Origin of the sequence: Tsuneonella flava (assembly GCF_002870965.1) — a bacterium.
Taxonomy (GTDB): domain Bacteria; phylum Pseudomonadota; class Alphaproteobacteria; order Sphingomonadales; family Sphingomonadaceae; genus Tsuneonella; species Tsuneonella flava.
The window spans coordinates 40,276-55,683 of record NZ_PHSO01000004.1 but is presented as its reverse complement, the minus strand read 5'-3'; the positions used below and the strand labels follow the sequence as shown (position 1 = coordinate 55,683).

At 58.7% G+C, this 15,408-nt stretch carries 14 protein-coding genes; 4 read left to right on the top strand and 10 right to left on the bottom strand.

Annotated elements, in window-relative coordinates:
• Positions 1-12: 12 nt before the first annotated feature.
• From CV013_RS03845 to CV013_RS03820, 6 genes are all read right to left on the bottom strand, one after another.
• Positions 13-1,668 carry a preprotein translocase subunit YajC gene (locus CV013_RS03845; protein ID WP_123639949.1) on the bottom strand — a complete coding sequence of 552 codons (1,656 nt, stop codon included), beginning with the start codon at positions 1,666-1,668 and terminating at the stop codon, positions 13-15.
• The gene (locus CV013_RS03840; RefSeq protein ID WP_102153961.1) at positions 1,652-2,680 is read right to left on the bottom strand and encodes a P-loop NTPase family protein; all 1,029 of its coding nucleotides are present in this window, start codon (positions 2,678-2,680) and stop codon (positions 1,652-1,654) included. The genes CV013_RS03845 and CV013_RS03840 overlap by 17 nt, the downstream gene beginning before the upstream one ends.
• A 12-nt stretch (positions 2,681-2,692) precedes the next feature.
• Positions 2,693-4,198: an XrtA system polysaccharide chain length determinant gene (locus CV013_RS03835; protein WP_102153960.1), complete on the bottom strand. Its 1,506-nt coding sequence runs from the start codon at positions 4,196-4,198 to the stop codon at positions 2,693-2,695.
• Positions 4,199-4,214: 16 nt separating this feature from the next.
• On the bottom strand, positions 4,215-4,859 hold the full coding sequence (locus CV013_RS03830) for an XrtA/PEP-CTERM system exopolysaccharide export protein (protein WP_102153959.1): 645 nt from the start codon (positions 4,857-4,859) through the stop codon (positions 4,215-4,217).
• A 168-nt stretch (positions 4,860-5,027) separates the two neighbouring features.
• Complete coding sequence (locus CV013_RS03825) at positions 5,028-6,254, bottom strand: pyridoxal-dependent decarboxylase, exosortase A system-associated (protein WP_102153958.1); 1,227 nt, start codon at positions 6,252-6,254, stop codon at positions 5,028-5,030.
• On the bottom strand, positions 6,251-7,765 hold the full coding sequence (locus tag CV013_RS03820; protein WP_102153957.1) for an acyl-CoA ligase (AMP-forming), exosortase A system-associated: 1,515 nt from the start codon (positions 7,763-7,765) through the stop codon (positions 6,251-6,253). The genes CV013_RS03825 and CV013_RS03820 overlap by 4 nt, the downstream gene beginning before the upstream one ends.
• Positions 7,766-7,790: 25 nt before the next feature.
• Here CV013_RS03820 and CV013_RS03815 point away from each other — a divergent pair, with 25 nt between their 5' ends.
• From CV013_RS03815 to CV013_RS03800, 4 genes are read left to right on the top strand one after another with little or no spacing between them, the layout of a single operon-like run.
• Positions 7,791-8,777, top strand: a complete 987-nt coding sequence (locus CV013_RS03815) for a GNAT family N-acetyltransferase (RefSeq protein WP_232806559.1) — start codon at positions 7,791-7,793, stop codon at positions 8,775-8,777.
• 31 nt (positions 8,778-8,808) lie between these two features.
• Positions 8,809-9,099, top strand: coding sequence for a phosphopantetheine-binding protein (locus tag CV013_RS03810; protein ID WP_102153955.1), 291 nt, complete (start codon positions 8,809-8,811; stop codon positions 9,097-9,099).
• The gene (locus CV013_RS03805; RefSeq protein WP_223805298.1) at positions 9,096-9,788 is read left to right on the top strand and encodes an alpha/beta hydrolase family protein; all 693 of its coding nucleotides are present in this window, start codon (positions 9,096-9,098) and stop codon (positions 9,786-9,788) included. Before CV013_RS03810 ends, CV013_RS03805 begins: the two co-directional genes overlap by 4 nt.
• Positions 9,785-10,558, top strand: a complete 774-nt coding sequence (locus CV013_RS03800) for a hydrolase 1, exosortase A system-associated (protein WP_102153953.1) — start codon at positions 9,785-9,787, stop codon at positions 10,556-10,558. Before CV013_RS03805 ends, CV013_RS03800 begins: the two co-directional genes overlap by 4 nt.
• A gap of 3 nt (positions 10,559-10,561) precedes the next feature.
• Here CV013_RS03800 and CV013_RS03795 read toward each other — a convergent pair whose 3' ends face one another.
• The 4 genes from CV013_RS03795 to ilvD are packed head-to-tail and all read right to left on the bottom strand — an operon-like array spanning position 10,562 to position 15,351.
• The gene (locus CV013_RS03795) at positions 10,562-11,752 is read right to left on the bottom strand and encodes a class I SAM-dependent RNA methyltransferase (protein WP_102153952.1); all 1,191 of its coding nucleotides are present in this window, start codon (positions 11,750-11,752) and stop codon (positions 10,562-10,564) included.
• On the bottom strand, positions 11,749-13,149 hold the full coding sequence (locus tag CV013_RS03790; RefSeq protein ID WP_102153951.1) for an NAD(P)H-hydrate epimerase: 1,401 nt from the start codon (positions 13,147-13,149) through the stop codon (positions 11,749-11,751). The genes CV013_RS03795 and CV013_RS03790 overlap by 4 nt, the downstream gene beginning before the upstream one ends.
• Positions 13,136-13,498, bottom strand: coding sequence for a hypothetical protein (locus tag CV013_RS03785; RefSeq protein ID WP_102153950.1), 363 nt, complete (start codon positions 13,496-13,498; stop codon positions 13,136-13,138). The genes CV013_RS03790 and CV013_RS03785 overlap by 14 nt, the downstream gene beginning before the upstream one ends.
• Positions 13,495-15,351 (bottom strand): dihydroxy-acid dehydratase, encoded by a 1,857-nt coding sequence (ilvD, locus tag CV013_RS03780; RefSeq protein ID WP_102153949.1) that lies wholly within the window; start codon positions 15,349-15,351, stop codon positions 13,495-13,497. The genes CV013_RS03785 and ilvD overlap by 4 nt, the downstream gene beginning before the upstream one ends.
• Positions 15,352-15,408 lie beyond the last annotated feature (57 nt).

Here is a 15,408-nt window from a genome sequence, read left to right as displayed (position 1 = left end):
TTTCTCCCGACTTCAGAAATCATACCGCAGGCCGAGACGGGCCGCTGCAGTGCTGAGAGTTTCGCCCACGACATCACTGTCAATCCGATCCACAGCGATTGCAGCGTTGGCAGAAAGGCCTTGTATCAAATATCGACGATAAGCGGCTGATGCACCGTAAATTGTTGCATCCGCTCTATTATTGAAGCCGCTCTTGAGCCAGTTCACATGAGCGTTGACCATAAATGACGAACGCCGATCAATCTCACCTGATGCGTACACCGACGCCCAATAGCTTTCATCGACTACACCATTCGCTGAGGCGAGTACCGTTCCCGGTGCAGCAATGAATGTGCGGCGGTCATAGCCAGCACCGATCCCCGCGCTGGTGCGACCTACACGTTCTGAATATGTTGCAGCAATTCCGCGGCCACGAAAAGTTGCCGAGCGGACGGATCCAAGTGCGCCTGTAAGGCATCCGCCACCCTGAAGACTGGCGACACAGCCTGTCATGTCGCCTGTAATCGGGTTCCGATTGGCAGAGAAATCAGTTGGGAGGCCAGCCAACGCATTCGTCAGTTGTCCCCCGAATCCAGTTATACCGTCATAGGCGGAGACATTGAGAGCGCTGCGGCTGTTCGGCGCCCAAGCGAAGCTGCCATAGTATGTGGTGGAATCATATCGGCGACCGACATGCGCTTCGAAAGATGTCCGGGGCGAAGGGCGCCACATGACACCCACATCCCAAATCAGGCCGGAAACATCGTACGCCATAATCCGTGGCGAGTTGCTGTCTGTGATATACCGGCCCGCACCGTCGAGGATCGGCACATCGTTCGCATCACGCAGTGCGTCGCGGCTCGAAACCTGCACGTTTTCATAACCGATCCCGCCGACTGCAGCCAGACTGGAGGACAGCGGCACCGTTACATCTGCGCGGGCGTGAAAATCCTCTGCCCGCTGATCAAGGGTCGAAATATCCTCGCGGGTATATCCTGCACCAACCCCAACGCCCACGGGTAGCGGTTGGCCCGGACGGGTCCCGATGTGAATGTTGGCGCTCTGAGACCAGCTATCGTCGAAAATGTCAGGCGATTGAGTGCCTGGCGCGAGTGGAGTCACTTCAGGCGCATCAACGCGCGTATAACCGAGGCGATAGTTCGCATTGACCTGAGCATCGCCGAGTTCGGTATGAATATTCGGGCCAACGTATGCCGCATATGTCTTACTTTCGGCGGCCTGATCACCCAATCCTTCAAACGCGGTCGATCCATCTGCACGAACCCGAACGCGCGTAGCAAGCGCCCCGCCCTCAATCGTAATCGCTTGTGGCACTATCGAACCGTACCCTCTGATGACACCGCTCAAAGTTGAACTATCGGATACCTTGTCATCATAACCGAAAGTCCGCTCGTACCTGATGGAGGCTGAACCGCCTGTGTTCCGCCCTGTCACCTGAGCGTCCACGCCAGTTGCCAACTGCGTATAGGTTACTGTGTCACTACCGGGAGACAGCTCCGTAGTGACGACCTGACTTGCTTCGATATAAGGCGCGATAGTTACCGGGCCGGAGCGGCGCACATCAGCGTTATCACCCTGTGCCCATGCAGGGCCAGCGACTGTGATCGCGGCTGCACTACAGACTATGAGAAACGTACTGCGTTTCACGAGATTACCCTTCGTAACCATAATATGTTCCGAAACGTCGACCGCTCGGGCTGAAGTGCGCTGCATTCAACAGCAGTTTGATATCCGGACACGCGCCGAGCAGATCGACAGCATCTTCCAATGCGCTGCGCCCGGTCTGATCGGCACGGGCTACAAGCAGTGCTTGCCCGACATGTTTAGCCAATTCGGCAGCGGGAGATGCCGCCAGTGCAGGCGGGCTATCGAATATGACCATCCGATGTGGAGCGCCCATCGTCAGGCGATTGAGCACGTCTGCAGTGCGCGCACTGGCCAGCCATTCGCTATCGGCATCGGTAGGATTACCTGCCGGAAGAACCCAAAGGCCGGGAATATCGGTCCCCATGACGAGGTCTTCCGCATTGATCGAAGGGTCGGATAGCGCATCCAACAGCCCCGGTGCTTTCGGTAAACCGAGCGCAGAAAGTACTGAGGGCTTTGCAAAATCGGCATCGACCAGCAAAACTTCGCTATCCCGCTCACTTGCCATAGCAAGCGCTAGATTTACCGAACAGAATGTCTTCCCTTCGCCTGGCAGCGGTGAGCAAACGAGTACACGCCGCGACATTGCCGTGCCGCGCTCATCCGCCACTGCATGAAGCTGGCGCTTAACAATACGAAACTCTTCGAGCAGTGCGCTGTTTTTAGCTTCCGGCACGATTAGACCTCGCTCGCGCAGGCGAGAGCGATCAATCGTATGCGTGACGCCTGAAAAACGAACGACTCCGCCTGCCCCTTCAATTACAGTTGGGACAGGAGCAACGGGAACAGGCTTGGACTCCCGATTAACGGCCTCATCAGCGCGCGCACTTTCAGGTTCGGCTCGTACTCCTTCAGCGACAGCAGCCCGTCTTACCGGGCGCGCACGCTTCATGTTCGTTTCGTCCAGCTTGCCCGGCACCGGTGCAGGACGAAACGGGTCGAAACCAAAAGCGTCACTCGCTCGCTCGAACAACGATTCGTCGGTGGGGTCTCCGCCTTTATGGGCGCGCGGGGGATTGCTCTGGTCTGTCATAGCGCGCTCCTATCAAGCCACCATACCGCGCTGCAGAAACTCTGTCGCAAGCAGCACAACGAATAGTCCGGCAAGCGAGGCGCTACCGGCATAAAATAGCTTCATCCGCTTCGCGCGTAGCTTGCGTGCGCTATCGCTCAGACTTTCCGAAATCGTTCCAACGACAGGCAGGTCGAGTGCCCGCTCCAGTCCATGCGCGGTCGCAAAGGTGGAACGCAGTTGCCCAAGCGCGAATGCCGCCCCGATGCCCGCTCCTATGCCGATGATGAGCACCGCGAACAGCAGCAACGGTCGATTGGGTGACGCTGGTTTGCGCGGCATGGTCGGCGGATCGACAACATCGAATTTGAAGCTCGATCGTTCGCTTTCCACTTGCCCGCGCAGTCGCATCTCTTCACGGTTCTGGAGAAGGTCGTCGTACTTCTTCTTCAAAACGTCGTAATCGCGGCTGATGCGCGTCGCCTCCGCCGACACGGCAGGCTCGGTCGACTGGTCTGCCATTGCGCGCGACATTTCAGATTGCAACGCCGCTTTACGTGAGAGCAACGCCTGCACCGCTGCTTCACGCTCAGCTTTTGTCGCGAGGAGCGAAGAATACGCCGGATTTGGCATTCCGCCAGCGGCACCACCCCCAGCGCGGGCGAGCAGTGATATCTGTTTCTTGATCGCAATCACATCGGGATGGCTGTCGGTCAGACCCCGCGCCTGCATTGCAGCGAGCTGCCCCTGCGCTTGCGCCAACGCAGACCCGCCCCCGTCGCCCCCGATAGCAAGTGTACGCGGAGTTGAGGCAAGTTGACCACTGATCGCCGCCAGAGAGCTCTGCGCTGCAGCAAGATCGGCATCAACGCCACGCAGTTCTGTTTGCGTTGCTGCAATCCGCCCGGAGATCGCGCTACTGCCGCCAATCAGTTCGGGGTGTTCCGCCTCGAACCGTGACATTTTCTGCTCTGCGGCGTCCAGTTCCGCTTTGCGATCATCCAGCTGTTGATCCAGGAAGACAATCGTGTCCGCCACCTCACCGCGGTTTCCGGCGATGTTTTCTTCACGAAAGATGTCGAGCAACTTCTGAACGACGTCGCGAGATAATTTGGCATTTTCTGCGTCCGACAGGCTTCCCTTGCCGACCGTCGCGGTGATCGTGAACAGGTTATCTTCCTGGCTCACAACCTTCACGTCTTCCGACAATGACTGGACAGCACGATCCATCTGACGTTGAGAGGTGATTTCCTTGCCCAGATCCGTGCCGCGGATAACCTTTTCAAGGTTCACGGCCCCGGCCAGAGTCTTCCTCACCCGCTCGATTTCATCCTTCCCGCCATTGGCGATCTTGAGCTGATCGGTCAGCACATCATCAAGCTGGACATAGATTCGAGCGCTGGATTCGTACTTGTTCGGGATCATGGCAATAGCGAGCCAGCCCACCACGCAGACACCCCACGCAACCGCCAGCACCAACCATCGCCGATGCCAGGCAGACCAGGCCAACGCGCGCAGTTCTTCGAAGACTTCGTTCATCGACCGTCAGCCTTCCTCAGAACATGCTTTCAGGAATAATGATGACATCGCCCGGTTGGAGCATGACGTTCGCCTTGCTGTCGCCCTTCTTGAGCAAATCCCCGAGGCGCAGGCGGTATTCCTTCTGTCGCCCCGCCTGTTTGTCGAAGCGGATCAGCTTCGCCTTGTTTCCCGATGCGTATTCGCTCAGTCCGCCAACTGCGATCATCGCGTCAAGGACTGTCATGTTGGCGCGGTATGGAATGCTGGCCGGCTTTTCTGTCGCGCCGATGATCCGGACTTGCTGGCTGAAAGTGCCAGCAAAGTTCGTCACGATCACACTAACCAGCGGATCTTCGATGTATTGCGACAACTGCAGACGAATGTCCTCTGCCAGCATGGCAGGAGTTTTCCCGACGGCGGGCATGTCGTTGACCAGTGGCGTAGTAATGCGCCCGTCGGGGCGGACCTGAATTTTCTGCGCGCTCAATTCCGGGTTTCGCCAGACATTGATCGTCAGTTCATCAAGAGGACCGATCACATAATCTTCGCCCGGCCCTTCCTGCATGGCGACGAAAGACGCCGGCGGAAGCTGCCCGCCTGTAGTCGAAGCACAGCCGGTCAGGGCAAGTGCGGCGACTGCACAGCTCGCAAACATGACAGGAATCCGGGACTTCAACATTGATGCACATCCTTGGTCTTTATGCAGGGTCATCGGAAGACGGGCGTGAGCCGGTCCTTCCGCTTCTGCGGTATCAAGCAGTCATCTGATCTAAATTGGTGAATATACCGTTAGGCTTGGAAGGCCTCTTCACCCCAGTCCCACTATGGGACACCATAGAGCAGGAGGTTAAACCAGCATTTCACGTGCCGGCCCTTGCCCAAGAAACATCGCCGGGCTGGCGCTTGCTCCATAAGCTCCGGCACAGAACACCGCCACCAGATCGCCTACTTGTGCATTTGGCATCATCGCCTTGTCAGCGAGACGATCGAGCGGGGTGCACAGACAACCGACGACATTCACCTCTTCATCTGGATCGGCATCGAAGCGCGAAGCGATTGCCACCGGATAATTACGCCGCACCACCGTACCAAAATTGCCCGACGCGGCGAGCTGGTGATGCAATCCTCCGTCGGTAATGAGATAGGTTTCACCCTGACTTTCCTTGCGATCCACGATCCGGCAAAGATAAACACCGGCTTCCCCCACCAGATACCGACCCAATTCGATACAAAAACGCGTATCCTGCAAAGTCTCCGGAAGCGCAGCAAATCGTTCTGCAAGCCGATTGCCGACAATACTCAGATCGACCGGTATATCCCCGTTGAAGTACGGAATTCCCAATCCGCCTCCCATGTTCAATATTGGCAAAGGAGCGCCGATCTCCTGCGCCAATCTGTCTGCAAGACTGAGGACATTCCCCTGCGTTTCAGCAATCGCTTCCGCATCGAGTGCCTGGCTTCCCGTGAAAATATGCAAACCACGCCAGTCCGCCTCTGCCGCAATCAATTTCTTCGCAAGAGCGGGCACACGATCCGCATCCAGACCGAATGGTTTTGCCCCCCCGCCCATCTTCATTCCCGAACCGCGCAATTCAAAATCGGGGTTCACGCGAATGGCGAATTGAGGCGTAATGCCAAGCCTTTCCCCAATGGCCAAGGCGCGATGAACCTCGTTTTCTGACTCGCAATTGAGAGTAACACCCGCTGATATAGCCATTTCAAGTTCGGCGTCGCGTTTGCCCGGCCCGGCGAAGCTAACCAGTGACGGATCGATCCCCGCTTCCATCACCATGGCCAATTCGCCGCCAGAGGCAATGTCGAACCCATCGACCCGACCGACCATATGCTTCAGCAACGGCAGGAAAGGATTGGCCTTAACGGCATAGTGTAAACCAAGCCGTTCGGGCATCGCGACCCGCAATTCTGCCACCCGGCGATCAAGCAAGTCGCGTGAATAAACAAAGAGCGGAGTACCGCCGGCCTGCTCCACCAAAGTGCTGGCTTTAACACCGGCGATTGCCAATTCACCGTCGAGCGCGGTGTATCCCGCGGGTATGGGGCCGAGCGGCTTCATTGGGCGAACTCCAGTGCAATGGCATTCCGATCCAGCTTCCCATTCGGATTGCGCGGTATCGCATCGTACACGCGAAAGAGACGTGGTTGCATGAAATTGGGCAGCGACTGAGATAGCGCTTTTCTAAGGGCATCTTCCGAGAAGTCGGCTGCCGGGCGCACAGCAAGGCAAACCGCATGTCCCAATTTGGGATCGGGCTTACCAACCGCGACTGCTTCAGCGACAAGTCCGGTGGCAATCGCGGCATCCTCCACTTCTTGCGGACTGATGCGATTGCCGGACGATTTTATCATCGAATCGCGGCGCCCAACAAAATACAGCAAACCTTCATCATCGCGTTTCACCCTGTCGCCCGACCAAACGGCCATTCCGCCATATACCGAATCCTTCGGGGCAGGCCTGAACCGTTCCCCCGTTCGCTCAGGATCCTGCCAGTATCCATGCGCGACCAGTGGGCCACAATGCACCAGCTCCCCTTCTTCGCCGGCAGCGGCTATCGCACCCTCATCGTTGACCACCAGAATTTCCGCGAACGGGATCGCCTTGCCTATCGATGTCGGATGACTATCGACCAGAGAAGGATCAAGATAGGTCGAACGGAATGCTTCGGTCAGCCCGTACATCGGGAACAACCGGGCATCGGGGAATATTCGCCGCAGATCATGGACAAGGCCGACGGTCAATGCTCCGCCGGTGTTCGTAAGACGCCGCATCGATGCAACCGCCTCTTGCGGCCAGTCGATTTCGGTCAGTTGAACCCACAGCGGGGGGACGCACGCCAGCGTCGTAACCCCATATCTGGCGCACGCCTTCGTCACATCCCTCGGCAGCAGATAATCGAGCGGCACAACGCTACCCCCTGCATACCAGGTTGAAAGCAACTGGTTCTGGCCATAGTCGAAACTGAGTGGCTGTACCGCCAGCACGACATCGTCGCTCTCAATACCGAGGTAAGTCGCCACGCTGACCGCTCCCAGCCACATATTTGCATGACTGAGCATGACCCCCTTTGGCCGACCGGTTGAACCCGATGTGTAGAGGATTGCAGCAAGTTCTTCCGGGTTATGGTCGGATGGGCCCAATGGCGCACAAGGCTCAACCTGAGGGAACAGCTCTTCTTCCGCAACGACAGTGCAGCTAACCGGCACGTCCCCATCCGCCAGGGAACGCAAACGACCACTATTGGCGATCAACAGCACTGCGCCGCTATCCGACAGAATATGGGCAACCTGCATTCTCTTCAACAATGGATTGATCGGCACGTGCACGATCCCGGCGCGCGCGCATGCGAGTGGCAACAAGCAGGTCGCCTCCCCCTTCGCTGCCCAACTGGCGATGCGATCGCCTTTTGCTACATGTTTCAGCAACCACGTTGCCAACTGACCGACACGGGTTCTTAAGTCCTGATGGGTAAGAACGCGATCGCGTAATACAAGCGCCGCTGCATTCGGTTCGCCTCGTTCGGCGAGATGATCGAGTGGCCAGGGGTGCGAATCGGGCGCAGAGGACATGAAATCTCCGAAAGGAACAGAATCTGTGATCGCAGCCAGCTATCACGACACGGTTAACGTCTTGCAAGGGACACAAACAAACCATTCCGGCCCGTTCGACAGGCCCGAATGGTTTGATCTGTTGGCCCATGCAGGCCAGCGGCCTCTCATTGCTCTCGTGACGAACGGTGATGAAAAGGCGGCGCTGGCCCTGACGCGAGCGAACGGTCGGATCGAGCCGCTGCGTAACTGGTATTCGTTCACCTGGCGACCACTGGCTCCCGACAGCAACCGTGGGCAAGAGCTGCTGACCGCCATTGCCTTCGATTTAAAGCGCCAGACGCATCGCCTGACTCTTTGGCCGATACCCGATGAGGACGGATCGGCGACACGTCTGGAACAGGCTTTTCAGGCAGCTGGATGGTCGGTCACCCGAACGCAGTGTGACTATAACCATGTGCTCGAAGTGAGCGGTCGCACATTTGCCGAATACTGGACTACTCGTCCAGGAAAGATGCGAACGACTTTGAAACGCAAGGCAAAAAAGGTCTCGGTTGAAATTCTGGATCACTTCGATCCTGCGGCATGGGCCGAATACGAACGTATTTATGCGGACAGCTGGAAGCCAAGCGAGGGCGATCCCGAACTGCTCCGTCGTTTTGCCGAACAAGAAGGGCGTGCGAGACGCATTCGTCTGGGCATTGCCCGTCATGAGGGGCTGGCTGTTGCAGCTCAATTCTGGACAGTCGAAAATGGTGTGGCTTACATTCACAAGCTCGCTCATCTTGAAAGCATGAAGGCATTATCGGCCGGCACAACGCTTAGCGCGGCACTTTTCGAGCAGACCATCGACCGCGACAATGTCGACTGGATCGATTTCGGGACAGGCAACGATCCATACAAGGCGGATTGGATGGAAGTCGTCCGCCCTCGATTTATGATCGACTGTCTTGATCTTAAGCAGCCATCTGCGTGGCCGGCCTGGGCGAAGCAATACATTCGCAAACTTGCGCCGGGTTCAACTCGCGGCTAGGCCGCGCGCGTTTGTTAAGGGACACTCACGCATGTCGAATGGTCACGATCTCGCACCAAGCCGCGCCGCGATCGACGCGAAGCTTCGTAAGATATTGTCCGATGTACTTGGTTTGGCAGCAGATGATGTCGCGGCGTTCGATGCCAACACAGGTCTTTTCGGTCACCTGCCGGAGCTGGATTCGATGGCGGTCGCCGGTTTACTGACCGAAATGGAAGATCAGCTCGACATCATAATCGAAGACGACGATGTCGATGGCGAGATGCTGGAAACTTATGGCGGATTACTCGCCTTTGCCGAGGCTAAAGCGGTCGAGGCGTGACACCTTTTACGCTCGTCAACTGGCCGTGTCATGCCGCCGGGTGCGGCAATGATCACAGTGAGATGGCACTGGCTTTCGACAGAGGCCGCAAGGTCCGGTTGCTGGTAATTCCTGCCCTGTTCGACGAAGCGAACAAGCTCCGTCGACAAACGATAAACGTCATGCGCCGTCTGGATTTGGCGGGTATCGATACTTTCGTGCCGGACCTCCCCGGCTGTAATGAAAGCATCGCCTCGCTTCCCCAACAAACATTGGCAATCTGGCGAGATGCCACAGTTGAAGCGGTGCGGAATTTCAAGGTAACTCATATACTTACGGTGCGCGCCTCAGCTATGCTCGCCCCTGATGGGCTACCCGGATGGGCATGGGCGCCAACCGGTGGAAGGCAGGCCTTGCGCGGCATGATCCGTGCCCGCACCATTGCCGCGAAGGAAGCCGGTCGCCCGGAAAAGACCGAGGATATCCAAACCCTTGGCCGAACCGAAGGGGTCGAACTTGCCGGTTGGCAGATCGGGGCCGAAATGTTCCGCGATCTGGAATCGGCAAATCCGGCTGCCCATCTTATCGAAATTCCGCAATCCGATCTGGGTGGCCCCGGCCTCTGGCTACGGGCCGAACCGGATGAAGATGCCGATCAGGCAGACACATTGGCAACAATCCTGTCTAACGCCTTGGAATTAAATCCATGACGCGGTTGCATATGACGTTTGAATGCGTGGATTCAATGCTTGCGGGAACGCTCGACTCTGCCAGAGGAACGAGTGGGTTGCTAATCGTCACCGGTGGAAATGAAGTGCGTTCCGGCGCATTCAGCGGTCAGGCCGCGCTCGCAGCCCGAGTAGCCCAAGCCGGCTATCCCGTGTTCCGATTCGACCGGCGCGGGGTTGGCGACAGCGGCGGTGAAAACAGAGGTTTTCGCAAAAGCCAGAGGGACATAGAGGCAGCCCTCGCCGCCTTTAAGGCGATTGCTCCACATGTTGATCGCGTTGTCGGCCTTGGCAATTGCGATGCCGCCAGTGCACTGATGCTGGCGAGCGGCGCAGGCTGCGATGCGCTGGTGCTCTCCAACCCGTGGACAATCGAAAGCGCGGACGAGGCCCCTCCCCCTTCGGCCGTTCGCGCACGATATTGGGAAAAGCTGAAAAATCCCAAAGAGGTGGCGCGCCTGATAACCGGGGGCGTCCATTTCGGAAAGCTGGCCCGCGGGCTGATGCAAGCCAGCAAAGTGAAGGCCCGTCCGACCTCTCTGGCGGGAGAAATGGCCAATGGCCTCAACGCGTTCGATGGCGAAGTACGAATTCTTCTCGCCAGCGCCGATCGTACCGCACAGGCCTTCATCGAACAGTGGGACAAGGGTGACCGGCGTGTCACCCATTGCGAACGCGCCAGCCACGCATGGATCGAACCACACGCTCAGGCATTTCTTGATCGAAATATCCTTGCTGCATTAAAGGTTTAGAGTTCAGCGGACAAACAAGCTCGCCAGCTCCACATGGGTGGACCAGCGAAATTGACCAACGGGCCTCAGTTCCGCCAGAAGAAATCCCGCGTCGGCCAAGATGCGCGCATCTTTCGCCCAACTCGCCGGATTGCAACTGATATAAACCACGCGTTCACAGGTGCTTGCAGCTATCTGAGCGACTTGCTCCCGCGCGCCTGCCCGCGGCGGATCAAGTATTATCCCGTCGAAACGCGTTAGCTCTTCCGATCTGACTGGGTTGCGGAATAAATCGCGATGACATGCCTCTACCGGCAATTGCGCCTTCCCTGCGGCCACCCGGCAAGCGAGATGGGCATCGCGTGCAGCTTCGTAGGCCGCCACTGGTTTACCCAGCGCAAACGAAAATGTGCCAAGACCGGAAAACAGGTCTGCTATGAGATTACTCTCACTCAACCAATCGCTTACGGCGTCCGATAGTGCCTGTTCACCATCCTGGGTCGCTTGCAGAAATGCGCCGGACGGGAAAGCGACCGGGACGGAACCGAGGGTTACAGTGACCGGTTCCGGCTCCCATACTGCTTCGGAACCATATCCCATATCGACAGACAGCCGGGCAAGACCGTGCTGGCCCGCGAAATCGAGAGCTGCTTCAGTCGCTTCCAGCCCATCCATCGAAAAATTCTTGAGAGCGCAGTCAACTCCCTGGTCTGTCAGGCTAAGCTCGACCTCAACTGCGTAGCGCTTACCCTGTGTCGCGATCAAACTCCGCAAAGGATTGAGAAGAGAGAACAATTCTGGCCGCAGCACATCGCATTGTTTAATCCCAACAACCTTGTGCGATCCGGCTTCCCGAAATCCAATCAAAGGCTTACCGCCTCCGTTCACCGCCACAACACTGGCCCGACGGCGGCTATGCGGCGGAGAAAGGTGAACAGGCGCAATAACTTCTGCCGACAATCCCTGCCCTTCCGCAGCGTTCACAACCCGGTCACGCACGAAATCGGCCAGCGAGACCGTGTCGAGGTGCTGCAACTGGCAGCCGCCGCATTTGCCAAAGTGGGGGCAAGGCGGCTCGGTGTGATGCGGGCCGGGCTGGATGGAGCCATCGGGCAAAACGGTATCGCCCGGCGCAGCACGGGAAATATGCCGCCCGCTCAAGGTGATACCATCGCCTTTTGCAGCAACGCGGATGATCTTTTCGGGTTCGTTCACAACAAGCGCGCGTAGGCCTTAGGCACCGCGGCGGCAAGGTCGTCTGCAATCAGGGCAGGCCCCGCAACACGGGCCGCTTCGGCGTGCAGCCAGATCGCCTCGCTCGCTGCATCAAGAGAATTATTCCCGGTAGATAAACGGCTTGCGACAATTCCCGAGAGCACATCTCCTGTCCCGGCGCTGGCCAGCCAGGTGGGCGCAGGGGGGAAAAACATCGTGGGGGCATCCGGCGTTGCCAGCAATGTGTCAGGCCCCTTCGCGAGCACAGTCATCCCTGTTCGCGCAGCCAGATACTCCGCCTTTCCGCGTTTGGTTTCTTCTGTAATTCCAAACGTTTCGCAAAGACTATTCAATTCCCCCTCATGCGGGGTTATCAGCAATCGCGTGGCATCGATCCCTTCCAGAAGGTCGTCGTCCAACAAGTGCAGAGCATCGGCATCGATCACTGTGGCGACATTCGCTTCGAGGGTAATCGCCAGCTTATCCCGCGCGGCATCGCTCCGGCCCAGCCCCGGCCCGATCAGCAGCGCAGAAAGGCGTTTGTCGCCAAGCGCTTGTGCCAGATCACCGCTTTCGACAACCAGAGCAGAGGGGGCATTAGGTGGCGCTTCGTCTGCGAACAGCTTCACGTATCCGGCCCCGGAGTATACTGCCGCTTTACTCGCTAATTGCGCGGCGCCCGCCATTTCCCCGCCAACTATACCCATGAAACCACGGGAGTATTTGTGCGCTCCACGTTCAGGCGCGGAGAGCCGAGGGGCCGATTTGACGAACAAGGCGCCCAATTCATCGGGCAGAGCACCGATAGTGACAAGTTTCGCCGTTCCCACCACCGAAAGAGCGGGCATCAGGAAGTGAGCGGGTTTCCACGCGCCCAACGCCAGCGTCAGATCGCAGCGAGCCACATCGCCCAGCAAGGCCCCGTCATCGGTCGCGACTCCGCTTGGCAGATCAACCGCCACGATCCGCTGATGCCGTGCCGCCAGCTCTGCAATCAGGCGCACATGTTCTGGCAGAAGCGGGCGCGACAGACCGGAGCCGAACAGGCAATCGACCAGAACCCGCCCGCCAGCGCCATCCGCATCGGTCATAACATCGCCGGTCCAGCGAGCGCGCGCATTGCGGGCGGCATCGGTGGTCGGTTCCATTGGGGCGATCACCCGGACGGACAGGCCGCGGGCGCGCAAGGTCTGGGCAATCACATAGCCGTCGCCGCCATTGTTGCCCGGCCCGCACAGCACGGTGACCGGGCCACCGGCCGCCATCCGCCAGACCCATTCCGCCGCCCCTTCCCCCGCGCGGCGCATCAGTTCGTCGACCGATACGCCTTGCGCGATCAGCACCTGTTCCGCCGCTCGCATCTGAGCGGCAGTCAGAACCGGCTCATTTCCCGGCATCGATATCCGCCGGGAAGCGATAGCGGTCCTCGCCAACCGTCACTTGCAACACTTTGGGTTCACCGACGAGTTCGTTGACGGCTTCGTCGGCCCCCGATATTGCAATCATCCCGCTGCGGTTTGGGGCGATCCGCAATCGCTGAAACCCGCCATCGGGATGGCGGACGATGAATTCAGGCCCCTGCTCGCCAGAGACTTTCTCCACCAGACAATCCGGGCCGAAATCGCTGCCTTCCCCAATCGCGCAATCGATCCGCTTGGCCCCCGGTTCTGCCTGTGGCTGCACCGCCCCGCGATCACACGCGGCGAGCATGGCGATCAGGCCAAGCGTGGCACAGAGTCGGATCATTTGCGGTACAGCTGATCCACGTCACGCACCGCACCGCGCGCGGCACTGGTCGCCATCGCGGCATAGGCGCGCAAGGCGGTGGATATCTTGCGCGGACGTTCTTTCGCCGGTTGCCACGCGGCATCGCCCTTCGCCTCCATCGCGGCGCGGCGCTCCGCCAGTTCGGCATCGGACACGGCGATTGCGATTGTACGCGAGGGGATATCGATTTCGATGATATCCCCTTCCTGCACCAGTGCGATAGTCCCGCCTTCCGCCGCTTCGGGGGAGACATGGCCGATCGACAGGCCAGAGGTGCCGCCCGAAAAACGCCCGTCGGTAATCAGCGCGCAGGCTTTGCCCAGCCCCTTCGATTTCAGGTAGCTCGTGGGATAAAGCATTTCCTGCATCCCCGGCCCGCCCCGCGGCCCTTCGTAACGGATCACCACGACATCGCCTTCGACCACCTGATCAGTGAGAATCGCGGCGACGGCGGCATCCTGACTTTCATACACTTTCGCCGGACCGGAGAATTTGAGGATGGAATCATCCACCCCGGCGGTTTTCACGATGCAGCCATCTTCGGCCAGATTGCCGAACAGCACCGCCAGCCCGCCATCCTGACTGAAGGCATGTGCGGCACTACGGATCACTCCGTTTTGGCGGTCTAGATCGAGTTCGTCCCACCGGCGGTTCTGGCTAAACGCGGTCTGCGTCGGCACACCGCCGGGCGCGGCGCGGAAGAATTCCTGCACTGTCGGGCTATTGGTGCGGGCAACGTCCCATCCGTCGAGTGCGTCGGCCATCGTCGGGCTGTGTACCGTGGGCAGCGCGGTGTTAATCAGGCCGGCACGGTCGAGTTCGCCCAGAATGCCCATGATCCCGCCCGCGCGGTGGACATCTTCCATATGAACATCGGATTTGGCCGGAGCGACTTTGCACAGGCAGGGCACCTTGCGGCTGAGCCGGTCGATATCGGCCATCGTGAAATCGACCCCCGCTTCATGCGCGGCGGCAAGCAGGTGGAGCACAGTGTTGGTCGAACCACCCATCGCGATATCAAGGCTCATCGCATTCTCAAATGCGGAAAAGCTGGCCACAGACCGCGGCAGGACGCTTGCATCGCCATCTTCGTAATACCGGCGGCACATTGCGACCGCGAGACGCCCCGCCCGTTCGAATAAACCCTGCCGGTCGGCATGGGTCGCCAGCGCCGATCCGTTACCCGGCAACGAAAGGCCAAGCGCTTCGGTCAGGCAGTTCATCGAATTGGCGGTGAACATGCCAGAGCACGATCCGCATGTCGGGCAAGCGGACTGTTCGATGCTGGCAACTTCTTCGTCGGAATAGGCTTCATCGGCAGCGGCAACCATCGCATCGACCAGATCGAGTGCGACTTCCTTGCCCTTCACCACCACTTTACCCGCTTCCATCGGGCCGCCACTGACGAACACCGCCGGGATATTCAGCCGCAGCGCCGCCATCAGCATGCCCGGCGTGATTTTGTCGCAGTTGGAAATGCAAACCATCGCATCGGCGCAGTGGGCATTGACCATGTACTCAACGCTGTCCGCGATCAGATCGCGGCTGGGCAGCGAATAGAGCATCCCGTCGTGGCCCATCGCGATGCCATCATCGACGGCGATGGTATTGAATTCCTTGGCAACGCCACCCGCGGATTCAATCTGACGTGCGACCAGCTGGCCCAGATCCTTCAAATGGACGTGGCCAGGCACGAACTGCGTGAAGCTGTTGACCACGGCGATAATCGGTTTCCCGAAATCGCCATCTTTCATCCCTGTCGCCCGCCACAATCCGCGCGCGCCCGCCATATTGCGGCCGTGGGTCGATGTGCGTGAACGATAGTCGGGCATGGTCTTCACTCAAATATAATTACGGATATCCCCGCCGTGCGCGGAGAGACTCCGCAG